Origin of the sequence: Bradyrhizobium sp. CCBAU 25360, from assembly GCF_028128695.1 — a bacterium.
Lineage (GTDB): Bacteria > Pseudomonadota > Alphaproteobacteria > Rhizobiales > Xanthobacteraceae > Bradyrhizobium > Bradyrhizobium ottawaense.
Genome location: NZ_LBJA01000035.1, coordinates 207,019 through 232,011, shown reverse-complemented (window position 1 = coordinate 232,011; position 24,993 = coordinate 207,019). Strand labels below are relative to the sequence as shown.

The following is a 24,993-nucleotide window of genomic DNA, read 5'->3' as shown; positions in this document are numbered from 1 at the left end:
GCGGGTCCCTTCGGCGGTTGCTTCGGTTTTCCGTCAGGGCCCGCATCTTGAGGCTGCGCCTGCGCGACCACGAGCGGCGGCGCACTTTGTGCTTGCGATGCGGAGCTTGCGAATTGCATCGCGGTCAGAGCCGTCGTCGCGAGCAGCACGAAACGAAGATTGGTCATGGTGGTGAACTTCCCCGGAAGGTTCTTTGACGAAGTGTTGGGATGAACAGCTACGCGTTAGGCCGGATTGTGGCGGGCGATGCGGTCGCGGCCCGATTTATTTCTGCACGGAAATCGCGTCACTCCGGCAACGTTCATTGCGCATTCAGACGCTGGTTGCAATTGCCCCACATGTGATCGGCCACTTCATGCGCGATCCCGCGGCGGAATTGCATCCGTCGCAGGATTCGGCGTCAGCGGCCCGTTCGGCCCGCGCGATGGAATCTCTTCAGGCATGCGGCCCGGCAATTCGTCGGGCCGCGGTGGCGAGCCGGGCTCGCGCACCGGCGGCGTGATTTCAGGCTGCGGATTGCCCGGCGGAATTCCGGGTGGCGGTTCGGCTGGAGTCCCCGGTGTTGCCGGCGGAATCTCGGGCGGTTCGATCGGCATCGGCATCATCGGGATCAGTTGTCCGGGGAAGGACAACGATGATGCCGCGCCGATGTTCCCTCATCGCGCCGCGCTGGATCTGCCTTATTCCGGCGCGTGGCAGACGGCCTCGATGTTGTGGCCATCAGGGTCGAGCACGAAGGCGCCGTAGTAATTCGCATGGTAATGCGGGCGGATGCCGGGCGGGCCGTTGTCGCGTCCGCCGGCCGCGATGGCCGCCTTGTAGAACGCGTCGACGGTGGCGCGGTCCCTGGCCGCGATCGCGACATGCACTGGCTTGTTCATGGCGCCTTCGCCGCCGATCCAGAAATCCGGCTTGCCGTTGGCGCCGAAGCCGGCGGCGGCAGCGTGGCCGGTCTGCTCCGCCGTGACCTCCATGATCAGGCCGTAGCCGAGCGGAGCCAGCGCCTTGGCGTAGAACGCCTTGGCGCGCTCATAGTCGGAAACGGAGAAACCCAGATGGTCGATCATCGTAACCTCCTTCGTCCTTGTCAGCGTGAGAGGAACGTATTGCTTCGCGTCTTGCGCATGATCGCAAATCCGCGCGCGACCATGTCGGCAATACAATCCTGCTGCCATTCGTTTTGTGACAGATGCTCGATGACGACCGCGCGCGGCCATAGCGAGGGCGGCGCATCGCGGAAGAAGCCGATCAGCACGCGGTCCTCAAAACCCTCGACGTCGATCTTCAGCGAATCAATTTGCGTGACGCCGGCCTCGTCGAGAATGCGTGTCAGCCGCAGCGACGGCACCTTGATCGCCTCGGCGCTCGCCGTGCCGGTGACGACGTGAGTGGCGCCAAGATTACCGCCGCCGCTCTCGATCATCAGCTCGCCGTCGCTGTCGCCGGCGGCAGCCTGCACCAGGCGCACTTGCGCCGTCTTCGACGCGCCGTGGTTGAACGAGAGCCGCGCGAACGTCATGGGATGCGGCTCGATCGCGACCACCTTGCCTGTGGTGCCGACCTGCCGCGCCATCACCAGCGCAAACGTGCCGACATTGGCGCCGACGTCGAGGAAGGTGCCGCCCGCCGGGGTATGCTGGCGCAGGAAGTCGAGCTCGTCGAGATTATAATCGGGATTGAACAGCGCGCCGCGCTCTGTCGCGCTGCCCTGGTGATAGAAGCGGAACGATGCGCCCTGATATTGCACGTCGACCGGGCCACCGCGCAGCAGGTTGACCAGCCGCGACATCCAGGGCCGGAACGCGCCGCGCTTCAGCCCCGACTGCTGTGCGAGGCGAATGATCGCAGCCTGCGCCGCATTGGGCGCAAACGCGCCGAACGGCGCGGACGAAGGGGCGTTGTCAGTCGTCAAGCAGGCGGTCCTCGTTGCAAGCGGCGCATGCATAGCCGGTTTTGCGTGGGACTCCAATCTTCACGAGAGGTCCGTAGCCCGGATGGAGCGCTGCGAAATCCGGGATTCTCACCGCGCTGATGGGCCTTCCCGGATTGCGCTGCGCTCCATCCGGGCTACGAGATCACGCAGCTTTCTTCGGTGCCTTGCGCTGCCGCAGAAATCGCCCGAGCAGCCTGCGCTTGCCCTTGCGTGGGATGAGGTCGATGTCGCTGACGAGCTTGGCGCCGCCCTTGCGGCGCTCCAGCACGATCTTGCGGCTGTGGAAGGCTTCCAGCTCGGCGCGATGCGCGACGCTGACGATGGTCGCCTTCGGCAGCGCGTCGGTGACCATCTTCATCATCCTGTCCTGGCTCTTCTCGTCGAGCGCCGAGGTCGCCTCGTCGAGCACGATGATGTCGGGCTTGTGCAGCAACAGCCGCGCAAAGGCGAGGCGCTGCTTCTCGCCGCCGGATAGCGTCTGGTCCCAGGGGCTTTCCTCCTCGATCTTTTCCTTGAGATGGTCGAGGCCGACCTTATGCAGGACGTCACCGATCTCCTCCAGGGTCCAGTCCTCGGCCGCACCGGGATAGGCGACCGCGCGGCGCAGTGATCCGGAGGGCACATAGGGCCGCTGCGGCAGCATGAACAGTCGGCGATCCCTGTGAAAATTGACGCTGCCGCCGCCCCAGGGCCACAGGCCTGCGATGGCGCGCACCAGCGTACTCTTGCCGGTCCCGGATTCGCCGGCGACCAGCAGCCGTTCGCCCGACTCGATCACCACCTCGGTCTCGCCGACCACGGCCGTGCCGTCGTCGAGCGAGACCGACAGATCCTTCATCTCCAGGATGGCGTCGTTGCTGGTCTCGCCGCGCTTGATGCGGCCAAAACCGTCGCCCTGCTCGGCGCGTTCGAGTCCGTCGAGCGACATCATCAGCGAGGCGATGCGGCGCGCGCAGGCGTTCCAGTCGGCAAGCCGCGGATAATTGTCGACCAGCCAGCCGAACGCGCTCTGCACGATGGTGAAGGCGGAGGCCGCCTGCATCACCTGTCCCAGCGTCATGCTGCCGTCGAGGAATTTTGGCGCGCAGAGCAAAAGCGGCACGACCGGCGCAACCAGGCTCGAGCCCTGCGACACCAACGTGGTGCGCATGTGCTGACCGGCGAGCCGCGCCCATTGCCGGAGCACGCCGGCGAAGTTGCGGTCGATGCCGTCGCGCTCTTCCTCCTCGCCGCCCAGCAGTGCGATGCTCTCGCCGTTCTCGCGCACGCGCGTCAGCGTGTAGCGGAAATCGGCTTCGGCCTGGTTCTTGTCCTCGGAGACCTGCACGAAGCGCCGGCCGATCACCAGGATGGAGCCCGAGGCGATCGCGGCATAGAGCATCGCGGCGATCACGAGGAAGCCGGGAATGGTGAGCGTCGAGCCGCCGAACGTGACGGTGAGCGCGCCGCCGATGGTCCAGAGCACGATGATGAAGGTCGCGGCCGACAGCAGCGCCGAGGTGACGCCGGCGAGGAAATCGACCGGCGAATCGGTCGCGATGCGCAGATCCTCGGCAATCCGGTATTCCGGATTCTCGTGGTCACCCTTGACGAGGTTGAGCTGGTAGTAGCGCCCGTTCGCGAGCCACCGCGTCAGCACGCTCGCCGTGAGCCAGGCCCGCCAACGCCGCTGGATGCCCATGCGCGCGAACACCTGGATGACGCCGAGCACGATGCTGCCGATCGCAAGCGGAAAGAACATTGCGGTGAGATGGAAGACGCTCGCCGCGTCGCGCTTCTCGATGGCGTCGAAGATCGCGCGATTCCAGACGTTGATGCCGTACTGGAAAGCGACGGCCAGGACGATCAGCAGGCCGAGGCCGATCGAGAACGGCCAAGCGAGGCGATCGCCGCCCTGTCCCCAGAAGCCGCGCGCGCTGATCCAGAACCGTGTCAGCAGATAATCCTTGCGGGCCTGCTCGACCTCTTCAGGTGACAGCTCCGGGTCAGGCTCGAGCAATTCCGGCGGAGGCGGTGCGACCTTGTCGCCGTTCTCGCCGGCGATGTCGACGATGGGGGGCTTCCTGTCCTGCTCGCGTTTTCCAGCCGGCTTTTGCATGATCGGATAACGCAAGCCAAATCAACCGGTTCCCCGAGGTTCCCGAGGCGCCTTTACTCGGCGGCGCCGTCGCGGACGCGCCGGATCCGGGCCGCCCGATGTAGAATTCGCGACAATTCCTCGATCGAGTACGGCTTTTGCACCAGATCGAAGCCGGCAGCGCCATCCTGCGCCAGCGCCTGGCTGTAGCCCGTGGTCAGCACGACCGGCACGCCGATGCCCCGTTGGCAGATGGCCTGCGCCAGATCGAGCCCGGTCATTCCCGGCATGACGACGTCCGAGAACACGACATCGAAACGATCCGCGTCCATGTCGAGCTCGGCGAGTGCATCGGTGGCGTTGTCGACCAGCGTGATGCTGTAGCCGAGCTCGGTGAGGCCGTCGGCGGCGAAATTGGCAAGCTCGATATTGTCCTCGACCAGCAGCACCGACATGCCGCTGCCGGCCACCGCCGGCGCCGTGTTCGGCGCCTGCCGCTGCGGCAGCAGGTCCGCCGGCACGCGCGGCAGGTAGAGCGAGAAGGTGCTGCCGTGACCGACCTCGCTCCTAACCGTCACCTCGCCCCCGGATTGCCGGGCAAAGCCGAACACCTGGGACAGGCCGAGGCCGGTGCCGTGGCCGACCTGCTTGGTGGTGAAGAACGGCTCGAAGATGCGTTCCAGCCGGGCGGCAGGAATGCCGACTCCGGTGTCGCTGACGGTCACGTTGATGAAGCCACGGTTTGCCAAGTTCTGGTTTGCCAAGCTCTGGCTTCCCAAGCTCTGGCTTCCCAAGTTCTGGTTTACCAAGGTCTGGCTGCCCGGGGCATGGGCCAGCGTGTCCGGAACGGCCGCCGCGGCCTCGACCGTGAAAACGATCCTGCCCTTGCCCTGCATGGCATCGCGCGCGTTGGTCGCCATGTTGATCAGCGCCGTCTCGAACTGGCCGGCATCGGCGTGGACGAGGCAGGGCTCGGTGGGCAGGCGCATGGTGATCTCGATGGCCGGCCCCAGCAGCGGCGCCAGCATGTCGTGCAGCGCCTGCATCCGCTCGCCGACGTCGAACACTTCCGGCTTCAGGGTCTGACGCCGCGCAAAGGCGAGCAGCTGCGAGGTCAGCTTGGCCGCGCGCGCCACTGCGTCCGCAATGGCCGTGATGTAGCGCTGCCGCCGCTCCTCCGTCAGTTGCGGCCGGTTCAACAGGTCGACCGAGGCGCGGATCACCGTCAGCAGATTGTTGAAATCATGCGCGACGCCGCCGGTGAGCTGTCCGAGCGCCTCCAGGCGCTGGCTGTGCTTGAGTGCCTCCTCGGCCTCACGCCGCTTGGCGGCTTCGGCCTGAAGGTGCTGCGTGCGCCGCAATGCCAGCGCCAACAGCAGAAACAGAAGTGCGGTGGCGGGAATGCCGAACACCAGATGCTGGCCCATGGTGGCGAGCCAGCGCGCGCGGATCGCCGAGGTCTCGAGCCCGGCGCTGACATAGATCGGATATTCGGCGACGCGCCGGTAGCCGATGCGGCGCTCGATCCCGTCCGACGGCCAGGCGACGGTGATGAGGCCGTGCGCGGGCCGCGCCGCGATTTCCCGGCCGACCGGTCCGGTCGGATCCAGCCGAAGGTCGCGCTCGAGCCGCGGGAACTGCGCGAGCAGCACGCCGTCCGTGCGTCCCATCGTGAAGAAGCTGCCGGCATCGGAACCGATCCGCGCATAAAAACTCTCGAAATATTCGGGCAGGACGGAGGCCTGGATCACGCCGATGAAGCTGCCGTCGTCGGAGTCGCGGCGGCGGCTCACCCCGAAGAAGCGCGCGCCCTGATAGGGCGGACGGGGCGTCAGGGCCGTGCCGATGAAGCTGCCGATGGTCTGGTCGACGTGAGCGTAGAAATAGTCGCGGTCTGCAAAGCGGAGCTCCGGCGGCGGCGAGGCGAGGCTGTTGACCAGCGCTTTGCCGTCCGCGTCGAAGATCCAGGCCGATTTGAGCTGCGGCAGTGAATCGGTCAGCCGCCTTAGGCGGAGGTGTAGCGCCGGCTCGCGCGCGCGGATGACGTCGTCGGGAAGGCCGCGCACGACCTCGTTGAGCTCGGCCAGGCTGCGATCGATGGTCTCGAACACCTTGAGCGCGTGCTCATGTACGACGTCGAGCGTGCGCTCGATCTCCCGGTCGGCAATGTCCCTGGTCGAGGTGTAGGAGATCGCGGAGGTGATGACGAACAGCGCAACCGGCAGCGCCAGGGATGCCGCCATCATCCACTGCAACAGCCTTAGCGAATTGCGTTGCGCCCTCTGCACAGTCGCTCCGTCCCTGACGGGAGCTTAACTGAATCTCGCGCGGGGAAGGAAGCAACTTGTGCCGGAACCGCTGGTTGTGCGCGTGGAACTTACGCGCACAGCGGGTCGGAGAAAATTCTACTCGAATTGACCGCGATCTCGGAATGTCCCGGCCGGACTGGCCGGGACACGAAGCATGAACCGCGCCTTTAGATCTGGCGCTCGACCATCTTGAGCTTCAGCTCGGCGATGGCTTCGGCCGGGTTCAGTCCCTTCGGGCAGGCCTTGGCGCAATTCATGATGGTGTGGCAGCGGTAGAGGCGGAACGGATCCTCGAGATTGTCGAGCCGCTCGCCGGTCGCCTCGTCGCGCGAATCGGACACCCAGCGATTGGCCTGGAGCAGCGCGGCGGGACCGAGATAACGTTCGCTGTTCCACCAATAGCTCGGGCACGAGGTCGAGCAGCAGGCGCACAGGATGCACTCGTAGAGGCCGTCGAGCTTCTCGCGATCCTCGTGGGTCTGGCGCCATTCCTTCTGCGGCGTCGGCGAGGTCGTCTTCAGCCACGGCTCGACCGATGCGTACTGGGCGTAGAAGTTGGTGAGGTCGGGGACGAGGTCCTTCACGACCGGCTGGTGCGGCAATGGATTGATCTTCACCGCGCCGTCCTTCACGTCGTGCATCGAGCGGGTGCAGGCGAGCGTATTCTGGCCGTCGATGTTCATGGCGCAGGAGCCGCAGACGCCTTCGCGGCAGGAGCGGCGGAAGGTCAGCGACGGGTCGATGTGATTCTTGATCCAGATCAGGCCGTCCAGCACCATCGGGCCGCAATCATTGGTGTCGACGTAGTAGGTGTCGACGCTCGGATTCTTGCCGTCGTCCGGATTCCAGCGGTACACGCGAAACTCGCGGGTCTCGGTCGCGCCCGCGGGCTTCGGCCAGGTCTTGCCGCCGGAAATCTTGGAGTTCTTCGGAAGTGCGAATTCAACCATTGCTCTAACCTTTCGTCATTCCGGGGCGATGCGCCGCATCGAACCCGGAATCTCGAGATTCCGGGTCTGGTCCTTCGGACCATCCCGGAATGACGGCTACTGTTCGCTCAGTACACACGCGCTTTCGGCGGGATGTACTGCACGTCGTTGGTCATGGTGTAGTCGTGAACCGGGCGGTACTCGATCTTGACCTTGCCGGCATCGTCCAGCCAGGCCAGCGTGTGCTTCATCCAGTTCTTGTCGTCGCGCTCGGAGAAGTCCTCGCGCGCATGCGCGCCGCGGCTCTCGGTGCGATTGGCGGCCGAGTTCATCGTCACCACCGCTTGCGAGATCAGATTGTCGAATTCGAGCGTCTCGACGAGGTCCGAATTCCACACCAGCGAGCGGTCGGACACGGCGATGTCGGTGATGCCGCTGTGGACCTTCTCGATCAAGTTCTGGCCCTCGCTCAGGACTTCGCCGGTGCGGAACACCGCGCAATTGCTCTGCATCACATGCTGCATGCCTTCGCGCAGCTTTGCGGTCGGCGTGCCGCCGGAGGCGTAGCGGTAATGGTCGAGGCGGCCGAGCGCGAGCTCGGACGAGTTCGCCGGCAGCTCCGGCTGCTTGGCATTGGGCGTCAGCTTCTCGGCGAGGCGGAGCGCTGCGGCGCGGCCGAACACGACGAGGTCGATCAGCGAGTTGGAGCCGAGGCGGTTGGCGCCGTGCACGGAGACGCAGGCGGCCTCACCGATCGCCATCAGGCCGGGGATGATGGCGTTGTCGTCGCCGTCCTTCTTGGTCAGGACTTCGCCGTGATAGTTGGTGGGGATGCCGCCCATGTTGTAGTGCACCGTCGGCACGATCGGGATCGGCTCGCGCGTCACGTCGACATTGGCGAAGATCTTTGCGGATTCGGAGATGCCCGGCAGCCGCTCGGCCAGCACCGCGGGATCGAGATGGTCCAGATGCAGGAAGATGTGGTCCTTCTTCTTGCCGACGCCGCGGCCCTCGCGGATCTCGATGGTCATCGCGCGCGAGACGACGTCGCGCGAAGCGAGATCCTTGGCCGACGGCGCGTAGCGCTCCATGAAGCGCTCGCCCTCGGAGTTGACGAGATAGCCGCCTTCGCCGCGCGCGCCCTCGGTGACGAGACAGCCCGAGCCGTAGATGCCGGTCGGGTGGAACTGCACGAACTCCATGTCCTGCATCGGCAAGCCGGCGCGCAGCACCATGCCGCCGCCGTCACCGGTGCAGGTGTGGGCCGAGGTGCAGGAGGCATAGGCGCGGCCGTAGCCGCCGGTCGCGAGGATCACGGTCTGGGCGCGGAAGCGGTGCAGCGTGCCGTCGTCGAGCTTGAGCGCGATGACGCCGCGGCAGGTGCCCTGATCGTCCATGATCAGGTCGATGGCGAAGAACTCAATGAAGAACTCGGCCGCGTGGCGCAGCGACTGGCCGTACATCGTGTGCAGCATGGCGTGGCCGGTGCGGTCGGCGGCGGCGCAGGTGCGCTGCGCCTGGCCCTTGCCGTAGTCCATGGTCATGCCGCCGAACGGACGCTGGTAGATCTTGCCGTCCTCGGTGCGCGAGAACGGCACGCCCCAATGCTCGAGTTCGTAGACCGCCTCGGGCGCGTTGCGCACCATGTATTCGATCGCGTCCTGGTCGCCGAGCCAGTCCGACCCCTTCACGGTGTCGTACATGTGCCAGCGCCAGTCGTCCTTGTGCATGTTGCCGAGCGAGGCGGAGATGCCGCCCTGCGCCGCCACCGTGTGCGAACGGGTCGGAAACACCTTGGTGATGCAGGCCGTGCGCAGGCCGGCTTCGCTGCAGCCGACCACGGCGCGCAAGCCCGCGCCGCCGGCGCCGACCACGACGACGTCATAGGTGTGGTCTTCGATCGGATAGGCTTTGCCGTTGGTGGCGGGAGCGCCGTTGCCCGTGCCATTCGTTGTGGTGGCCGATGTTCCCGTAGCCATGGGTTACACTCCGGAGGACAGTTTCAGGATCGCGTAGGTCGAGGCGAGCGCCACGGCGACCGAGAAGAAATTGTTGAGCATGATCGAGACGAGCTTCAGCTTCTCGTTATGGACGTAGTCCTCGATCACCACCTGCATGCCGATCTTCATGTGCCAGGCGCTGGCGAAGATGAAGAGGAGCAGGATCACCGCGACGGGAATGGAGCTCAGGGTCTGCGCAGCGTAGACTTGGTTGCGGCCGAGCAGCATCACGATGATCACCAGCGCCGGGATCATCAGCAGCGTCATGGCGACGCCGGTGACGCGCTGTCGCCAGAAATCGGATGTGCCGGAATGCGCGGCACCGAGATTGCGGACGCGGCCGAGCGGGGTCCGCAGGCTGCGCTTCGGCGTATCGGATGCGCTCATCGTCCACCTCCGTTCGCATAGGCGATGATCCAGATCAGCACCGTCAGCGCGATGCCGCCGATCAGGGCACCCCAGGTCAGCGCTTCCCGCTCATTGGCCTTGAAGCCGTAGCCGAGGTCCCACACGAAATGCCGGATGCCGCTGAGCATATGGTGCATCAGCGCCCAAGTGTATCCGAACACGATCAGCCGCCCGATGATGCTGCCGGCGAAGGCCTGGACGTGCGCGTAAGCGGCCGGGCCGGAAGCCGCGGCAACCAGCCACCAGACCAGCAGCAGGGTTCCGAAATAGAGGGCAATCCCGGTGGCGCGATGGATGATGGACAGAGCCATCGTCAGCGTCCAGCGGTACACTTGCATGTGCGGCGAGAGGGGTCGTTCGATCCGTGCGGTCATGGGCTTTGATGTTTTATGGCGGCCCAGCAGGGGGCGCGCGGGGATCGGAAAGGTCGGCTCTATTTACGGAGTCGATTTGGCCTGTGCAATCTCCAAATTGCCATAAATCGAACGATGGTTCAGCTCTAGAGCCTTGATGAAGCAAGGCCAATCAGGGGCTTGGTATACCAGAGCATCGGTCCGCCAACCAAACTGAGAACTCAAATTCATTACTTCGTAGCCTGCGCGAGGCGCATTGAAATCGCTATTGGAACGCCTCTAGCCCAACGTCCGCTGCTCTCCGCTCGCACCAATCGGTCGGTGTCGGCCGTAGCCGCCTCCCAAGGGCCCAGGGCGACTCGGCTCGCCGCACGCTGGCCCAGCTTCGCTGAAAACCGCGGATATGCGCAGCCCGCATTCCACCCCAGCCGGGACGTCCGGTGCGTCGACCGGGCAACCCGGATCGCCTAAAGCTGGGACCGCAGCCGTCTCCGACCGACGTCCGAAGAGGTTGCGACCAGTCGCCGGGGCAGGTCAGGGGTGATCGCAGGTCTTGATATCAAGGACATCGTCGAGCTCGCACTGTTGCTGATCGCAACCGGGGCGCTTTCGGGATTTTTGGCCGGCGTGTTCGGTATCGGCGGCGGCGCGATTCTCGTGCCAGTGTTCTACGAATGCTTCCGTATCGCCGGCGTGCCGCTGGAGGTGCGCATGCCGCTCTGCATCGGCACCTCGCTCGCGGTGATCATCCCGACCTCGATCCGTTCGTTCCAGGCGCATTACAAGCGCGGCGCCGTCGACATGGCTATCCTCAGGGTCTGGTGGCTGCCGATCGTGGTCGGCGTCGTCGCCGGCAGCGTCATCGCGCGCTATGCGCCGGAGCGGCTGTTCAAGATCGTGTTCGTCTGCGTCGCCTATTCCGCGGCGGCGCGCCTCATCTTCGCGCGCGAAGGCTGGAAGTTGGGCGACGATCTGCCGAAGGGCCCGCTGATGCGCGCCTACGGCTTCTGCGTCGGCATTCTCTCGACCCTGATGGGCATCGGCGGCGGCCTGTTCTCGAACCTGCTGATGACGTTCTACGGCCGTCCCATCCATCAGGCGGTCGCGACGTCATCCGCACTCGCGGTGCTGATCTCGATCCCCGGCGCGCTCGGCTACATTTATGCGGGCTGGCCGGCGGCGGCGAACTATCCGGCCGTCGCAGCGCTGCAGATCCCGTTCGCGCTCGGTTACGTCTCGCTGATCGGAGCCGTGCTCGTGATGCCGATGAGCCTCGTCACCGCGCCGCTCGGCGTGAGAGCTGCACATGCGATGTCGAAGCGGACGCTGGAAGTGGCGTTCGGGTGTTATCTGTTGATCGTCGGCAGCCGGTTTGTGCTGAGCCTGGTGGGCGGGCTGTAGTCGCCGCGTCCACCGTCATTCGAGCGCAGCGTCGTAGGGTGGGTTAGCGAAGCGTAACCCACCGCTTCTGCCGCCGCGGAACGCAAAGAGGTGGGTTACGCCTTCGGCTAACCCACCCTACGGCTTCATCCGCAAGGACGGCGAACGCCAGCCCTATTTCTTCGCGTAGATATCCTTGTACGTATCCCGCAAGACGTTCTTCTGCACCTTGCCCATGGTGTTGCGCGGCAGCTCGTCGACCACGAAGACGCGCTTGGGCATCTTGAACTTTGCGATCCGTCCGTCCAGCGCGTTCAGCACGGCGGCTTCAGTGACGTCGGCGCCCTTGTTGCAGACCAGCACCGCCGTGACGCCCTCGCCGAAATCGGCATGCGGCACGCCGATCACGGCGGATTCGATCACGCCGGGCATGGCGTCGATCTCGCTCTCGATCTCTTTCGGATAGACGTTGAAGCCGCCGGAGATCACGAGATCCTTGCCGCGGCCGAGGATGTGGACGTAGCCCTTGCCGTCGATCTTGCCGAGGTCGCCGGTGATGAAGAAGCCGTCGTCGCGGAATTCGGACTTGGTCTTCTCCGGCATGCGCCAATAGCCCTTGAAGACGTTCGGTCCCTTGACCTCGATCATGCCGATCTCCTCGCGCGGCAGCTCCTTGCCCGTCTCGGGTTCGGTGACGCGCACGGAGACGCCGGGGAGAGGGAAGCCGACCGCGCCGGGCACGCGCTCGCCGTCATAGGGGTTCGACGTGTTCATGTTGGTCTCGGTCATGCCGTAGCGCTCGAGCACGGCGTGCCCCGTGCGCGCCGACCATTCGCGATGGGTCTCCGCCAGCAGCGGCGCCGAGCCCGAGATGAACAGCCGCATGTGCTTCGTGGTGTCGCGCGACAGCGCAGAATTCTGCAGGAGGCGCGTGTAGAAAGTCGGCACGCCCATCAATACTGTGGCGCGCGCCATCAGCTTGATCATCAAATCCGGATCGAGCTTCGGCAGGAAGATCATCGACGCCCGGGCGAACAGTGTCACGTTGGTCGCCACGAACAGGCCGTGCGTATGATAGATCGGCAGCGCGTGGATCAGCACGTCCTTGTCGGTGAAGCGCCAGTAGCCGACGAGCGAGAGCGAGTTCGACGCCAGATTATCATGCGTCAGCATCGCGCCCTTGGAGCGGCCCGTGGTGCCCGAGGTGTAGAGGATGGCGGCGAGATCGTCGTTCGCCCGCGCGACAGTCGTGAATTCGCTGCTCGCCTTGTCGGCGGCCTCGGTCAGCGAGCCCTTGCCGTCAGCTCCGAGCGTCTCGACCCCGGCCTCCACCTTGGCGGCGATCGGGGCGAGGCCTTCGGCCTTGGAGGGATCGCAGACCACCAGCGACGGCTCGGCATCGCCGATGAAGTAGTCGAGCTCGTTCAGCGTATAGGCGGTGTTGAGCGGAAGATAGACCGCGCCGGCCCGTACCGTGCCGAGATACAGCACGATATTGGCGACGGATTTCTCGACCTGCACCGCGACGCGGTCGCCCGGCTTCACGCCGCGCGCGACCAGCACATTCGCCATCTGCCCCGCCCGCGCGATCAGCTCGCCATAGCTGATATGGCCGCCGTCATGCGTCTCGATCGCGAGGCGCTTCGGATCGTCCAGGCCGTCGAACAGGCGGGAGAACAGGTTGGCGTTGGCAGCTGGGTTCATGCAACATTCCTCGCCGGCGAAGGCCGGTCAAACCGAGGGCTGGATTAGCAAAAACCGCCCCAATGAAGCAACGGAGACAGTTTGCATGACAAAAGCTGGGAAACGCGTGGCCTGGGTCACGGGCGGCGGCAGTGGGATCGGCGAGGCCGGCGCCGAGGCGCTGGCGGCCGACGGTTGGACCGTGGTGGTCTCGGGCCGGCGCAAGGACGCCCTGGATACCGTGGTTGCCAAAATCGCCAAGGCGGGCGGGGCGGCCGAGGCCATCGCGCTGGACGTGGCCAACGCTGCGGAAGCCCAGAAAGCCGCCGATCAGATCGTCGCCAGGCACGGCCGCATCGACCTCCTGGTCAATAACGCCGGCATCAATGTTCCCAAGCGCAGCTGGAAGGACATGGAACTGGAGGGCTGGGACAAGTTGGTCCAGGTCAATCTCAACGGCGTGCTCTATTGCATGCGCGCGGTGCTGCCGACGATGCGCAAGCAGCAGGATGGCGCGATCATCAACGTCTCGTCCTGGGCCGGCCGCCACGTCTCGAAGATGCCGGGCCCGGCCTACACCACGACCAAGCATGCGGTGCTGGCACTGACCCATTCCTTCAACATGGACGAATGCGTCAACGGCCTGCGCGCCTGCTGCCTGATGCCGGGCGAGGTGGCGACGCCGATCCTCAAGCTGCGCCCGGTGGTGCCGAGCGAGGACGAGCAGGCCAGGATGCTGCAATCCGAAGATCTCGGCCGCACCATCGCCTTCATCGCGAGCATGCCGGCCAGGGTCTGCATCAACGAGGTGCTGATCAGCCCGACGCATAATCGCGGATTCATCCAGACGCCGAACAACAGGGATTGAGGCGCAGCGCGCGCGTCAATCTCCGCTGTCGTCCCGGGGCGCGACAACGTCGCGAACCCGGGACCCATAACCACAGGGAGAAGACGTCGCGCGAGACGGTAACTCCGAGTCTTCGCCAAACCACTCCCTGTGGCTATGGGTCCCGGATCGGCGCTTCGCTTGTCCGGGACGACAGCGGAGTGGGCGGATCGTTCGTGCATCACACGAACGTCCCCCCACATAGTTTCACGCATCACAAAGAATTTTTCCCCGAAACCACTTCGCCAACCCTCCCGTAGTTCGGTCCAACGACGGCGCTGCTGCTTCACGCCAACAGGTCGCAGCCGCCGTTGTTGCCCCAACGCAAGACCGGCCATCGCCGGTTACAATTCAATCGGGAGACTTTCCATGTCGAAGCGCATTGCCTATCTCGCCGCCGCCGCCTTCAGCGCCCTGGCCATCACCGCGACCGTCGTCGCGCCTGTCCGCGCCGAGGAGAAGACCGTCATGGTCGGCGGTGCCGCGATGTTCCCGTCCAAGAACATCGTCCAGAACGCGGTCAACTCGAAGGACCACACCACGCTGGTCGCGGCGGTGAAGGCGGCCGGCCTGGTGCCGACGCTTGAAGGCAAGGGTCCGTTCACGGTGTTTGCCCCGACCAACGCCGCCTTCGGCAAGCTGCCGGCCGGCACCGTCGACAATCTGGTCAAGCCCGAGAACAAGGCGACGCTGACCAAGATCCTCACCTACCATGTCGTGCCCGGCAAGCTCGAGGCCTCCGACCTCACCGAGGGCAAGAAGCTGAAGACCGCCGAAGGCGAGGAGCTGACGGTCAAGAAGATGGACGGCAAGACCTGGATCGTCGATGCCAAGGGCGGCACCTCGATGGTCACGATCTCCAACGTCAACCAGTCCAACGGCGTCATCCATGTGGTCGACACCGTGCTGATGCCGGCGACGTAACACCGCGGGCTCCTGTTTCATCCCGCAAGCAGGATGCGACGAAACGGCGAGCCGGGGGCACCCGGCTCGCTTTATTGTGACCGCCATAGCCCGACGCTATCGATTCGATGGCGGACAGGGCGTAACGAAAGCGGGCGCATCGGCGTATAATCGGTGTCACACGACGTTCAGGACGGAACCACCATGTCGAGCCTCACAGTCACCGACGAGCAGGTCAGCGCCGCCCCGGCCAAAGTGATCCAGCCGGCCTGGGTCCGCATCATGCACTGGGTCAATGCCCTCGCCATGATCCTGATGATCCTGTCGGGCTGGCAGATCTACAACGCCTCGCCGCTGTTCGGCTTCAGTTTTCCGCGCGAGTACACGCTCGGCGGATGGCTCGGCGGCGGCCTGCTCTGGCACTTTGCTGCGATGTGGCTGTTGATGATCAACGGCCTCGCCTATCTCGTCACGGGCTTTGCCACCGGCCGTTTCCGCAAGAAACTGTTTCCGATCACCCCGTCAGGCGTGCTCCATGACGTCAGGGCAGCGCTGACCTTCAAGCTCGGCCACGATGACCTCACCGTCTACAATTACGTGCAGCGTCTGCTCTATGCCGGCATCATCGTGGTCGGCGTGCTGATCGTGCTCACGGGCTTAGGGATGTGGAAGCCCGTGCAGCTCTATTATCTCGTCGCGCTGTTCGGCGACTACCCGACCGCGCGCTACATCCATTTCTTCTGCATGGCCGCGATCTGCGCGTTCCTCGTCGTTCACGTCCTGCTCGCGCTGCTCGTGCCGAAGAGCCTGCGCGCCATGATCATCGGCCGCTGAGGAGGAGAGCATGGCCAAGCGTTCATTCCTGATCCCCGGCGTCGACAAGCGGCTCTTGATCAAGGACTCCATCAAGACCATGCCCGACGTCACGCGCCGCCGCTTCATCGCGGGCGGCGCCAGCCTCGGCGCGCTGACGCTGCTCACCGGCTGCGATGTGATCGACTCGTCCTCGGCCGAGGAGATGCTGAAGCAGGTCTCGAAATTCAACGATGCCGTGCAGGCCTTCATCTTCAATCCCGACGCACTGGCGCCGACCTTCTCCGAGAGCGCGATCACGAAACCGTTCCCGTTCAACGCCTATTACGATCTCGACGACGCGCCCGACGTCGCTGGCGCCGACTGGAAGCTCGAGGTCCGCGGCCTCGTCGACAACAAGAAGTCCTGGACGCTGGACGAGCTCTACAAGTTGCCGCAGGTCACGCAAATCACCCGCCACATCTGCGTCGAGGGCTGGAGCGCGATCGGCAGCTGGACCGGCACGCCCTTGCGCGATTTCCTCAAGCTGATCGGCGCCGACACAAGCGCGAAATACGTCTGGTTCCAGTGCGCCGACAAGGACGGCTACAATTCGCCCTTGGACATGCGCAGCGCGCTGCATCCGCAGACCCAGATGACGTTCAAATACGCGAATGAAATCCTGCCGCGCGCCTACGGCTTCCCCATGAAGATCCGCGTGCCGACAAAACTCGGCTTCAAGAACCCGAAATACGTGGTCTCGATGGAAGTCACCAACGACTACAAGGGCGGCTATTGGGAAGACCAGGGGTATAATTCGTTTAGTGGGAGCTAGGCGCGCTGCCGTAGTGTGGGCAAAGCGCAAGCGTGCCCACCATTCCATCCATCATGAATAAAACCGTGGGCACAGCGCTCTTGCGCCTTTGCTCACCCTACGGCACCGTCTACCTGGCTGGCCCCACTTTCCGCTGACACAGCGCCGCGGCCGCCCCCAACGCCAGCAGCGCCGCCGATACATTCAGCGCGTAGCTCAAACTCCCCAGCGCGTCCGTGATGGCGCCGACCACGATCGGCCCCAGCGTTTGCCCGACGCCGAACGAGATCGTCATCGCCGCGATCGCGGTCGGCCACATCGCCGGCGGATAGTTGAAGCGCACGAAGGCGGTGGTCGAGCCGACCACGGCGAAGAAAGCGACGCCGAACACCACCGCGGAGACCGCGAGCCACGCCGGCGAATGCCCGAGCATCGGCAGGGCCGCACCCAGCGCGTTGGTGCCGAGGATGATGGCGGTGGCCAATCCGCCGCGGTCGAGCGCCAGCACGCCGCGCCAGGCCCAGGGTGTGACGAAGGCGGACAGGCCGATCAGGCCCCAGAACGCCGCCTGCGCTGCGGCCCCGCCGCCGCCGTCGCGCACATAGGCGATCATGAAGGTCATGTAGGCGATGTAGCCGGCGCCGAACAGGAAGTAGCCCGCGAGGTAGATCAGCACAGGACGAATCGCGAAGGCGGCGTGGCTGCCTTCCGAGAAACGTGCCCCGCTTTCGATGCGGATCAGGAACAGCGGCGCGGTCATCGCGGCCGAGAGCAGTGTCAGCGCCCACCACACCATCCACCACGAGCCCGGCCCGAAATATTGCAGCGTGAACGGAGCGATCAGCCCCGAGGACAGAATGCCGATGCCGGGTCCGGCATAGAACAGGCTGAGCAGGAAATTGGCCCGCTCCGGGCGCGACTGGGCGATGGTCGCAGCGAGCGCGCCGCCGGCGACGAAGCCGGCCGCGGCGCCGAGACCCAGCACGAGGCGCGCCAGGCTCAGCGCGACGAAATTCCCCGTCAGCGCGCAAATGGCGAGCGCGGCGACGCAGGCCAGGGTTCCGCCGCGGATCGCGGCCGCCCAGCCGACGCGCTGGATGAGGCGCGACGCCACCAGCGCGCCCACGAGATAGCCGACGGCGTTGATGGTGTTCATGAATCCGGCGGCCGAATAGGACCAGCCGAGGGTCTCCCGCATGTCGGGCAGCACCAGCGCATAGGCAAAGCGGCCGATGCCGAGCCCGACGGTGGCCGCCAGCGACAGGGTCAGGATCAGCCGCGCGGGATGCGCGTAGGGCAGGACGCGGTCAGGGGCGTGCAAGGGGTTCTCCGGCCTACCCAGTGTGGCAGGCTCCGTCCGCCTTGCACAGCCGCACCCCGGCAATGGTGTCTTGCCAAGCGCGCAACGCCGCTCTAGCACTCCGGCCGGCCGTCATTCCGGGGCGCACGCGAAGCGGGCCCGCGCCAAGAGGCGCGTCCCGGAATGACGAGAGAGGATCGAGAAGGAAACGACCATGGCGACCCACAAACTGCTGCTGCTTCCCGGCGACGGTATCGGCCCCGAGGTGATGGGCGAGGTGAAGCGGCTGATCGACTGGCTCAATTCGGCCGGGATCGCCAAGTTCGAGACGGATACCGGCCTTGTCGGCGGCTCCGCCTATGACGCGCACAAGGTGTCGATCTCCGAGGGCGACATGGCCAAGGCGCTTGCCGCCGATGCCATCATCTTCGGCGCGGTCGGCGGTCCGAAGTGGGACGCGGTGCCCTACGAGGTGCGCCCGGAAGCCGGCCTGCTGCGCCTGCGCAAGGATCTGGCCTTGTTCGCCAACCTGCGTCCCGCCGTGTGCTACCCGGCGCTGGCGGAAGCCTCCAGCCTGAAGCGCGAGGCCGTCGAAGGCCTCGACATCATGATCGTGCGCGAGCTCACCGGCGGCGTCTATTTCGGCGAGCCCAAGACCATCACCGACCTCGGCAACGGCCAGAAGCGCGCCGTCGATACCCAGGTCTACGACACCTATGAGATCGAGCGCATCGGCCGCGTCGCCTTCGAGCTTGCCAGGAAGCGCAAGAACAAGGTGACGTCGATGGAGAAGCGCAACGTCATGAAGTCGGGCGTGCTCTGGAACGAGGTCATGACCCAGGTCCACAAGCGCGAATACTCTGATGTCACGCTCGAGCACCAGCTCGCCGATTCCGGCGGCATGATGCTGGTGAAATGGCCGAAGCAGTTCGACGTCATCGTCACCGACAATCTGTTCGGCGACATGCTGTCCGACATCGCGGCGATGCTGACGGGCTCGCTCGGCATGCTGCCTTCGGCTTCGCTCGGTGAGGTCGATGTGAAGAGCAAGAAGCGCAAGGCGCTGTACGAGCCCGTGCACGGCTCGGCGCCCGATATCGCAGGCCAGGGCCTCGCCAATCCGATTGCGATGATCTCGTCGTTCGGCATGGCGCTGCGCTACTCCTTCGACATGGGCGCGCTCGCCGACAAGGTCGACGCCGCGATCGCCGCGGTGCTCGCCAGTGGCCTGCGCACCGCCGACATCAAGTCGGAGGGCACCACGGCCGCCTCGACGACGCAGATGGGCGAAGCGATCCTGAAGGAATTGCAGAAGCTGCACGCCTAAGGCGGGCACAGCTCTCGTAGGGTGGGTCAGCCATGTGGACTGCGCGAAGCGCAGACCGCTTGGCGTAACCCACCTCTTCTGTCTCCGCGGAGACAAGCAGTGGTGGATTACGCCTTCGGCTAATCCACCCTACGGCATCTCGCAAAAACAAAAAGGCCGGGCGTAAGCCCGGCCTTTTGATTCGGATCGCTGTCCGCTCAGTACAGCGGGAAATTCTGCGGATAGCCGCCGACGTCCTGCGGCGGCGAGAGCGGCTGGCGGTCGATCGGGCGGTTGAGATTCTCGCGGGCGAAGGACGGATAGCCAACCGCCGGCGGGAAGGCGTAGTCGGAGAACTTGCGGTCGCCCGGATTGACCTCGGTGCCGCCGTCGAGCCAGGAGCGCTTGCTGACATAGATGCGGGTGCGGCCCTGCTGGTAGACGGCGTTGGGGCCGCTCGGGCCGTAATAGTGGCGGCCGCGCTCGTCATAGCGCTTGGTCTTGTTGTCAGCCGAGGCCGGCGTCGCAAGGGACAGGGCAATCACAGCGCCCGCCGCAAACAAGGTCGCCAGTTTGGCAGAGAATTTCCAGCTCATCACGTCCCCTTCAGGCGGCGCACCGCCAGTCGATTTCACCCCATACTAGCCCGGCCGGGGTGAGTGCAACTAGGTCTATTGGGTCACACCAGCTCGGAATAATCGTGCGCGCTGGCAAAAGTTGCATCAATACCAGCCACTTGAGCTTGATGCCGGTCAAAGCGCCCCGCGCAATTGCGCGTTGGCGGCGCCCAGCAGCCAGTCCGGCGAGCCCGCGAGGTCGCAAGCACGGCGCTTCAGCTCGGCACGGGCGAACAATTCCGCCAGCTTCGGCTCGTTGCCGGAGGTCAGCAGCGTCAGCCGGTTCAGCGTGCAGGCGATCGCCGCACGCCGGGCGGGCATTGTGTCGCCCTGGCAGGAGAAGCCGGAGATCTGCAAGCCTGGCTCCTCGTTGCGCTTGAGGTAGCCGAGGCAGGCCAGCGTCCCCTTGTCCGTGCCGATCGGCCGGAACAGCGCGACGGGGCCGAATTTCGTCTCGATCAGGCCGGCTTGCTCGAGCGGGGTGGCCACCCCGAGACCCATCTGGACGGCGAGGTCCGTCGCTACAGGACGGGCCACATCGAACTCGCCGCCTTCCCGATAGATTTCGAGCTCGGCCAGCGGCTGGTCCGCCGCGCTCGCCCAGCGCATCACGTCTTTGCGGCCGCCTTCGGGATGCCGAAGGATGGTGTAAGAGGCTGTTTTTTCTGATGAATCGATCCGGCTAAGGGCGAAAGCCGGGTGCGATCGGTCGGCCGTGCTCCAGCCCGGCTTGTCTGCGGGATCATCGCCGCGCAGCTCGGGCAACTGACCCAGCGCCGCGAGGGCGAGGATGGCAAACAGAGCGAGCGCCCCCACATAGGCGATCAGGCGCGCCAGCGTGCCGACCACCTCGTCGGCGAAGGCTGCCAGCGTCAGATAGAGATGGGTCCGGGTGGAGATTGCGGCCGTGCTGGCCTCAGGCGACTGCATCCACGTCCCTAAGGCATGGTCCAACGTTGTCTTGAGGCCGGTTCTCGCATAGAAGCGCTGCTCTTCCTGTTTAAGCGTCAGCTTCAGGAACGGGCTTTTTCATCGGAGAGTGAACGATGGGTTACAAAGTCGCAGTCGTCGGCGCGACCGGCAATGTCGGACGGGAAATGCTCAACATCCTCGATGAGCGCAAATTCCCCGCGGACGAGGTCGTGGCGCTGGCGTCGCGCCGCAGCATCGGCGTCGAGGTCTCCTATGGCGACCGCACCCTGAAGTGCAAGGCGCTCGAGCACTTTGATTTCTCCGATGTCGACATCTGCCTGATGTCGGCGGGCGGCGAGGTGTCGAAGGAATGGTCGCCGAAGATCGGCGCCGCCGGCGCCGTCGTGATCGACAATTCCTCGGCCTGGCGCATGGATCCGGACGTGCCGCTGATCGTGCCGGAGGTGAATGCGGCTGCGACCGAAGGCTTCAAGAAGAAGAACATCATCGCCAACCCGAACTGCTCGACCGCGCAGCTCGTGGTCGCGCTCAAGCCGCTGCACGACAAGGCGACCATCAAGCGCGTCGTGGTCTCGACCTATCAATCGGTGTCGGGCGCCGGCAAGGACGGGATGGACGAGCTGTTCTCGCAGACCAAGGCCGTCTACACCAATGACGAGCTGGTCGCGAAGAAATTCCCCAAGCGGATCGCCTTCAACGTCATCCCCCACATCGACGTCTTCATGGAGGACGGCTACACCAAGGAAGAGTGGAAGATGATGGCGGAGACCAAGAAGATTCTTGATCCCAAGATCAAGCTCTCCGCTACTTGTGTGCGCGTGCCCGTGTTCGTCGGCCACTCCGAGGCCGTCAACATCGAGTTCGAGAATCCGATCAGCGCGGACGAAGCGCGCAACATCCTGCGCACGGCGCCCGGCTGCCTCGTCATCGACAAGCAGGAGCCCGGCGGCTACGCCACGCCTTACGAAGCGGCCGGCGAGGACGCGACTTACATCAGCCGCATCCGCGAGGACGCGACGGTGGAGAACGGCCTCGTGCTGTGGTGCGTGTCCGACAACCTCCGCAAGGGCGCAGCCCTCAACGCGATCCAGATCGCGGAAGTGCTGATCAACCGCAAGCTGATCAGCGCGAAGAAGAAGGCGGCCTGACGAACTCTCTCCTGTCGTCCCGGACAAGCGCGCAACAAGCGCGCGCAGATCCGGGACCCATAACCACAGGAAGTGGTTTGGCGCGAAGCTGGTAACTCCGGGTCTTCGCAAAATTATTGCTGCGGCGTATGGGTCCCGGATCTGCGCTTGCGCTTGTCCGGGACGACGATCTCGTTTGACGCGGCAGCTGACGAAATCTCGCCCTACGCCACGCTACGCGCGTTCTTGAATTCCTTGCTCGCCTTGTCCAGCACGAACAGCGATCCCTCCGCGACGCCGAAATAGGCGCCGTGGGTCTGCATCTGGCCGCTGTCGACCGCCTTCTGCACGAACGGGAACGTCATCAGGTTTTCCAGGCTGCGGAACACCGCGGCCTTCTCGATGCGCTCGACGAATTGCGCCATGCTCTCATGGTCACGTTGCTCGACCACTTCACCCGGCTTGATGAACATCTGCATCCATTTGCCGATGAAGTCGCCGGGCGTCAGCGGCTCGATCTTGTCGACGAAGGCGCGGATGCCGCCGCATTGCGCGTGGCCGAGCACCACGATGTGCTTCACCTTCAGCACCGTCACCGCATATTCCAGCGCGGCCGAGACGCCATGCGCGTTGCCGTCGGGCTGATACACCGGCACCAGATTGGCGATGTTGCGGACCACGAACAATTCGCCCGGGCCGACGTCGAAGATCACCTCGGGCGAGACGCGACTGTCGCAGCAGCCGATCACCATTACTTCCGGCGACTGCCCCTTCACCGACAGGTCGCGGTAGCGGGTCTGCTCGGTCGGCAGCCGCTGGGTGGCGAAGGCCCTGTAGCCTTCCAGCAAATGCTCTGGGAATGCGGTCATGGCCTATGCCTAAACATATACCGCCGAGGCGAACAAGCCTTTCGAATAGGCAGACCAGATGTTATCGCCTGTGGCTGTTTGCTTGAGCATGATCCTTGCCGGAAAATCGCCGCACAGTTTTCCGGATCGTGCTCTACAACCGCCTGAGGAAACCGGAAGGAACGCTTGCATGACCCGCCCGCGCCGCAGCCATCTGTTCATGCCCGGCTCCAACCCCCGCGCGTTGGAAAAGGCGCGCAATCTCGCCGCCGACGGCCTGATCCTCGATCTGGAAGATTCCGTCGCTCCCGACGCCAAGGCGGTGGCGCGCGATGGAATCGCGGCGGCCATCGCGGCCAAGGGGTTCGGCAAGCGCGAGATCCTGATCCGGACCAACGGTCTCGACACGCCCTGGTGGGCCGACGATCTCGCCATGGCCGCCAAGGCCTCGCCCGACGGCATCCTGGTTCCAAAAGTTTCAAGTATCGAAGATCTCGATACGATCGGCCTCCGTCTTACCGAGCTTGGCGCGGCGCCGACGGTGAAGGTCTGGGCCATGATCGAGACCGCGCGCGCCGTGCTGCACGCGGAGGAGCTGGCCGAGGCCGGGCGCGATCAATCGCGGCGCCTCTCCGGCTTCGTGTTCGGCCCGAACGACATCTCACGCGAAACGCGCATCAAGATGCTGCCCGGCCGCGCCGCGATGATCCCGATGATCACGCACTGCATCCTGGCGACGCGCGCCCACGGCCTCGAAATCCTCGACGGCCCCTACAGCGACATCGCCAATTCCGACGGCTTTGCCACCGAATGCGCGCAGGGCCGCGATCTCGGCTTCGACGGCAAGACGCTGATCCACCCCTCGCAGATCGACGCCTGCAACGCGATCTTCACGCCGCCCGAAGAGGAAGTCGCGCGCGCACGAAAAATCATCGCGGCGTTCGAGCTGCCGGAGAACGTCTCGCGCGGCGCGATCCGCTTGGACGGCGCGATGGTGGAGCGGCTGCACGCCGACATGGCCCGGCGCACGATCGCAATCGCGGATGCCATTGCGGCGATGAGCAAGGGCTGAAGCGTCAACTCGAAAAAGCGATATCCGCTGTTCCGCGACAAACGGCCATCTTCTGTTCGCCAAGAGCAGAGGACGGTGCGGCCAATTCCTCGCAATACATCCGATCGATGTTGCGCTGCATGAGCGCATAACAATCGCATGCGACCTTCTCGAGCCGCGCCCGATCGATCTCTACAAACCCGCGCCCGTCGGACGGGACCGCGCCGGCCTCGCGTAGCTTGCTCATCGTCAGAGTTACTGTCGTCCGTCGCACCCCAAGCAGCTGCGCAAGCGCCTCCTGCGTCACCGGAAGCCGGTCATCGGGCACGCGGTCGTGAAGCTGCAGGAGCCACCGCGCCATGCGGCCATCCACCCGGTGCAGCGCGTTGCAAGCGGCTACGTGCTGGAGCTGCAATAACACCGCGCGGGCGTGGACTTGCACGACGTTCCTGATGGCTGTGCTTTGCGCAAAGGCGGCGCGAAATTTGGCGGCGGAAATCAGCGATGCTGTGCCGGCTATGCGAGTAACCGCGGTCACGGATGAAAGCGACGGGCCGAGCACGGAGAACGAGGCCAAAGCGCCTTCCCGTCCCATCAAGGTGGTTGCGACCGTTTGCCCGTCCGGCATATCGAGCATGAAGGCGATTGCGCCGCTATGGGGAAAATAAACCGGGTCGAGCTCATCGCCCGACCGCACCAGGATGGCATCGGGTTCGAACGAGACTTTCTGGAAGTAGGGCGTGAGCAAGCCGAGATCCGCCGGCGGCAACGCCGCCAGTAGCCGATTCCCGATGCCCGCGCGGTGGACGGTCACGATGCTTTCTTGTGAACGGGCACCCAATGAACGACGGGATCGATCTACTTCATTTGCCATGATTATCCGAAATACGAATTGCCCGAAGGGAAACTATCCAAACAGAGCCATTCGTCGAGATCAAGCACGGATAATTGCGGAGACCTTGTCGGCATCCTCCTCGCGCAAACGGGATCTTGCATACATCATACTATTCGCGATCTTTTGCCGCTCGGCGAGGTGCACCACGTGCTGATCGACCAGTGATGGTTGCAGCAGCGCGCGAGTTTAACCTTGTCCCGGCGCGGACCTCTGGGGAGATCTGCTATACCCCCGGGTACAGCGGACATCCTTGCGCCGATCCCAAGGTAGGGATTGATGAGTGTGCGGCGAGCGAAATCTTCTGCGCCGCTCACCGCGGCGCGTCCCTTGTGATTGCACAGCGGGCAGACCCGCTTCCTGTCGGGCAGCAATTGCGGCTGTGCGCGCTGACACCCCGTCGTGCAACGAGTCCTTCTTGCGTCCAACAACGTCATCTCGCGTCTCGACTC

The 24,993-nt window shown here is 64.8% G+C and carries 23 protein-coding genes; 8 read left to right on the top strand and 15 right to left on the bottom strand.

Annotation, left to right across the window (positions count from 1 at the left end):
* Positions 1–353 precede the first annotated feature (353 nt).
* The 9 genes from XH81_RS12910 to sdhC form a co-directional block, all read right to left on the bottom strand.
* Positions 354–596 carry a hypothetical protein gene (locus XH81_RS12910; protein WP_026202099.1) on the bottom strand — a complete coding sequence of 81 codons (243 nt, stop codon included), beginning with the start codon at positions 594–596 and terminating at the stop codon, positions 354–356.
* An 84-nt stretch (positions 597–680) separates the two neighbouring features.
* Positions 681–1,067: a VOC family protein gene (locus XH81_RS12905; protein ID WP_018318935.1), complete on the bottom strand. Its 387-nt coding sequence runs from the start codon at positions 1,065–1,067 to the stop codon at positions 681–683.
* Positions 1,068–1,087: 20 nt separating this feature from the next.
* A complete protein-coding gene (locus XH81_RS12900) occupies positions 1,088–1,912 on the bottom strand; it encodes an FkbM family methyltransferase (protein ID WP_028139277.1) in 825 nt (274 codons plus the stop codon).
* 163 nt (positions 1,913–2,075) lie between these two features.
* Positions 2,076–4,031, bottom strand: a complete 1,956-nt coding sequence (locus tag XH81_RS12895; RefSeq protein ID WP_028139276.1) for an ABC transporter ATP-binding protein/permease — start codon at positions 4,029–4,031, stop codon at positions 2,076–2,078.
* A gap of 53 nt (positions 4,032–4,084) precedes the next feature.
* Positions 4,085–6,298, bottom strand: coding sequence for a hybrid sensor histidine kinase/response regulator (locus tag XH81_RS12890; protein WP_028139275.1), 2,214 nt, complete (start codon positions 6,296–6,298; stop codon positions 4,085–4,087).
* 188 nt (positions 6,299–6,486) lie between these two features.
* A complete protein-coding gene (locus XH81_RS12885; protein WP_028139274.1) occupies positions 6,487–7,269 on the bottom strand; it encodes a succinate dehydrogenase iron-sulfur subunit in 783 nt (260 codons plus the stop codon).
* A 107-nt stretch (positions 7,270–7,376) separates the two neighbouring features.
* Positions 7,377–9,227: a succinate dehydrogenase flavoprotein subunit gene (gene sdhA / locus XH81_RS12880; protein ID WP_028139273.1), complete on the bottom strand. Its 1,851-nt coding sequence runs from the start codon at positions 9,225–9,227 to the stop codon at positions 7,377–7,379.
* Positions 9,228–9,230: 3 nt separating this feature from the next.
* Positions 9,231–9,635 (bottom strand): succinate dehydrogenase, hydrophobic membrane anchor protein, encoded by a 405-nt coding sequence (gene sdhD / locus XH81_RS12875; protein WP_028139272.1) that lies wholly within the window; start codon positions 9,633–9,635, stop codon positions 9,231–9,233.
* Positions 9,632–10,030 (bottom strand): succinate dehydrogenase, cytochrome b556 subunit, encoded by a 399-nt coding sequence (sdhC, locus tag XH81_RS12870; RefSeq protein ID WP_018318928.1) that lies wholly within the window; start codon positions 10,028–10,030, stop codon positions 9,632–9,634. The genes sdhD and sdhC overlap by 4 nt, the downstream gene beginning before the upstream one ends.
* Positions 10,031–10,549: 519 nt before the next feature.
* Between sdhC and XH81_RS12865 the strand changes: the two genes are divergently transcribed.
* A complete protein-coding gene (locus tag XH81_RS12865; protein WP_028139271.1) occupies positions 10,550–11,410 on the top strand; it encodes a sulfite exporter TauE/SafE family protein in 861 nt (286 codons plus the stop codon).
* Between the two features lie 153 nt (positions 11,411–11,563).
* Here the strand turns inward: XH81_RS12865 and XH81_RS12860 are convergent, their stop codons facing one another.
* Entirely contained in the window at positions 11,564–13,093 is a 1,530-nt protein-coding gene (locus tag XH81_RS12860; protein ID WP_028139270.1) for a malonate--CoA ligase, read from the bottom strand.
* Between the two features lie 85 nt (positions 13,094–13,178).
* Between XH81_RS12860 and XH81_RS12855 the strand changes: the two genes are divergently transcribed.
* The 4 genes from XH81_RS12855 (at position 13,179) to XH81_RS12840 (ending at position 16,488) form a co-directional block, all read left to right on the top strand.
* Entirely contained in the window at positions 13,179–13,940 is a 762-nt protein-coding gene (locus XH81_RS12855; RefSeq protein ID WP_028139269.1) for an SDR family oxidoreductase, read from the top strand.
* A gap of 387 nt (positions 13,941–14,327) precedes the next feature.
* Positions 14,328–14,882, top strand: a complete 555-nt coding sequence (locus XH81_RS12850) for a fasciclin domain-containing protein (RefSeq protein ID WP_028139268.1) — start codon at positions 14,328–14,330, stop codon at positions 14,880–14,882.
* Between the two features lie 183 nt (positions 14,883–15,065).
* A complete protein-coding gene (locus XH81_RS12845) occupies positions 15,066–15,695 on the top strand; it encodes a cytochrome b/b6 domain-containing protein (RefSeq protein WP_028139267.1) in 630 nt (209 codons plus the stop codon).
* A gap of 10 nt (positions 15,696–15,705) precedes the next feature.
* Entirely contained in the window at positions 15,706–16,488 is a 783-nt protein-coding gene (locus tag XH81_RS12840; RefSeq protein ID WP_028139266.1) for a molybdopterin-binding protein, read from the top strand.
* A gap of 109 nt (positions 16,489–16,597) precedes the next feature.
* Here XH81_RS12840 and XH81_RS12835 read toward each other — a convergent pair whose 3' ends face one another.
* Positions 16,598–17,788: a YbfB/YjiJ family MFS transporter gene (locus tag XH81_RS12835; RefSeq protein WP_028139265.1), complete on the bottom strand. Its 1,191-nt coding sequence runs from the start codon at positions 17,786–17,788 to the stop codon at positions 16,598–16,600.
* Positions 17,789–17,981: 193 nt separating this feature from the next.
* On the opposite strand from XH81_RS12835, the gene leuB reads away from it, so the two are divergent.
* Positions 17,982–19,094, top strand: a complete 1,113-nt coding sequence (leuB, locus tag XH81_RS12830) for a 3-isopropylmalate dehydrogenase (RefSeq protein ID WP_028139264.1) — start codon at positions 17,982–17,984, stop codon at positions 19,092–19,094.
* Positions 19,095–19,291: 197 nt separating this feature from the next.
* Here the strand turns inward: leuB and XH81_RS12825 are convergent, their stop codons facing one another.
* Together XH81_RS12825 and XH81_RS12820 are read right to left on the bottom strand one after the other, a co-directional pair.
* Positions 19,292–19,669, bottom strand: a complete 378-nt coding sequence (locus tag XH81_RS12825) for a hypothetical protein (protein ID WP_028139263.1) — start codon at positions 19,667–19,669, stop codon at positions 19,292–19,294.
* Positions 19,670–19,825: 156 nt separating this feature from the next.
* The gene (locus tag XH81_RS12820; protein ID WP_028139262.1) at positions 19,826–20,620 is read right to left on the bottom strand and encodes a hypothetical protein; all 795 of its coding nucleotides are present in this window, start codon (positions 20,618–20,620) and stop codon (positions 19,826–19,828) included.
* Between the two features lie 116 nt (positions 20,621–20,736).
* Between XH81_RS12820 and XH81_RS12815 the strand changes: the two genes are divergently transcribed.
* The gene (locus tag XH81_RS12815) at positions 20,737–21,771 is read left to right on the top strand and encodes an aspartate-semialdehyde dehydrogenase (protein WP_028139261.1); all 1,035 of its coding nucleotides are present in this window, start codon (positions 20,737–20,739) and stop codon (positions 21,769–21,771) included.
* 203 nt (positions 21,772–21,974) lie between these two features.
* Here XH81_RS12815 and XH81_RS12810 read toward each other — a convergent pair whose 3' ends face one another.
* Complete coding sequence (locus XH81_RS12810) at positions 21,975–22,619, bottom strand: carbonic anhydrase (RefSeq protein ID WP_028139260.1); 645 nt, start codon at positions 22,617–22,619, stop codon at positions 21,975–21,977.
* Between the two features lie 169 nt (positions 22,620–22,788).
* Here XH81_RS12810 and XH81_RS12805 point away from each other — a divergent pair, with 169 nt between their 5' ends.
* Positions 22,789–23,670, top strand: coding sequence for an HpcH/HpaI aldolase/citrate lyase family protein (locus XH81_RS12805; protein WP_028139259.1), 882 nt, complete (start codon positions 22,789–22,791; stop codon positions 23,668–23,670).
* A 4-nt stretch (positions 23,671–23,674) separates the two neighbouring features.
* Here XH81_RS12805 and XH81_RS12800 read toward each other — a convergent pair whose 3' ends face one another.
* Complete coding sequence (locus XH81_RS12800) at positions 23,675–24,523, bottom strand: Crp/Fnr family transcriptional regulator (protein ID WP_244429177.1); 849 nt, start codon at positions 24,521–24,523, stop codon at positions 23,675–23,677.
* Positions 24,524–24,993: the final 470 nt, after the last annotated feature.

Excerpts from the sequence above, each read along its gene's own strand:
- XH81_RS12910 (WP_026202099.1), bottom strand. The coding sequence starts at position 596 with ATGCCGATCGAACCGCCCGAGATTCCGCCGGCAACACCGGGGACTCCA.
- XH81_RS12905 (WP_018318935.1), bottom strand. The coding sequence starts at position 1,067 with ATGATCGACCATCTGGGTTTCTCCGTTTCCGACTATGAGCGCGCCAAG.
- XH81_RS12895 (WP_028139276.1), bottom strand. The coding sequence starts at position 4,031 with ATGCAAAAGCCGGCTGGAAAACGCGAGCAGGACAGGAAGCCCCCCATC.
- XH81_RS12885 (WP_028139274.1), bottom strand. The coding sequence starts at position 7,269 with ATGGTTGAATTCGCACTTCCGAAGAACTCCAAGATTTCCGGCGGCAAG.
- sdhA (WP_028139273.1), bottom strand. The coding sequence starts at position 9,227 with ATGGCTACGGGAACATCGGCCACCACAACGAATGGCACGGGCAACGGC.
- sdhD (WP_028139272.1), bottom strand. The coding sequence starts at position 9,635 with ATGAGCGCATCCGATACGCCGAAGCGCAGCCTGCGGACCCCGCTCGGC.
- sdhC (WP_018318928.1), bottom strand. The coding sequence starts at position 10,030 with ATGACCGCACGGATCGAACGACCCCTCTCGCCGCACATGCAAGTGTAC.
- XH81_RS12860 (WP_028139270.1), bottom strand. The coding sequence starts at position 13,093 with ATGAACCCAGCTGCCAACGCCAACCTGTTCTCCCGCCTGTTCGACGGC.
- XH81_RS12855 (WP_028139269.1), top strand. The coding sequence starts at position 13,179 with ATGACAAAAGCTGGGAAACGCGTGGCCTGGGTCACGGGCGGCGGCAGT.
- XH81_RS12850 (WP_028139268.1), top strand. The coding sequence starts at position 14,328 with ATGTCGAAGCGCATTGCCTATCTCGCCGCCGCCGCCTTCAGCGCCCTG.
- XH81_RS12845 (WP_028139267.1), top strand. The coding sequence starts at position 15,066 with ATGTCGAGCCTCACAGTCACCGACGAGCAGGTCAGCGCCGCCCCGGCC.
- XH81_RS12840 (WP_028139266.1), top strand. The coding sequence starts at position 15,706 with ATGGCCAAGCGTTCATTCCTGATCCCCGGCGTCGACAAGCGGCTCTTG.
- leuB (WP_028139264.1), top strand. The coding sequence starts at position 17,982 with ATGGCGACCCACAAACTGCTGCTGCTTCCCGGCGACGGTATCGGCCCC.
- XH81_RS12825 (WP_028139263.1), bottom strand. The coding sequence starts at position 19,669 with ATGAGCTGGAAATTCTCTGCCAAACTGGCGACCTTGTTTGCGGCGGGC.
- XH81_RS12820 (WP_028139262.1), bottom strand. The coding sequence starts at position 20,620 with ATGCAGTCGCCTGAGGCCAGCACGGCCGCAATCTCCACCCGGACCCAT.
- XH81_RS12815 (WP_028139261.1), top strand. The coding sequence starts at position 20,737 with ATGGGTTACAAAGTCGCAGTCGTCGGCGCGACCGGCAATGTCGGACGG.
- XH81_RS12810 (WP_028139260.1), bottom strand. The coding sequence starts at position 22,619 with ATGACCGCATTCCCAGAGCATTTGCTGGAAGGCTACAGGGCCTTCGCC.
- XH81_RS12805 (WP_028139259.1), top strand. The coding sequence starts at position 22,789 with ATGACCCGCCCGCGCCGCAGCCATCTGTTCATGCCCGGCTCCAACCCC.
- XH81_RS12800 (WP_244429177.1), bottom strand. The coding sequence starts at position 24,523 with ATGGCAAATGAAGTAGATCGATCCCGTCGTTCATTGGGTGCCCGTTCA.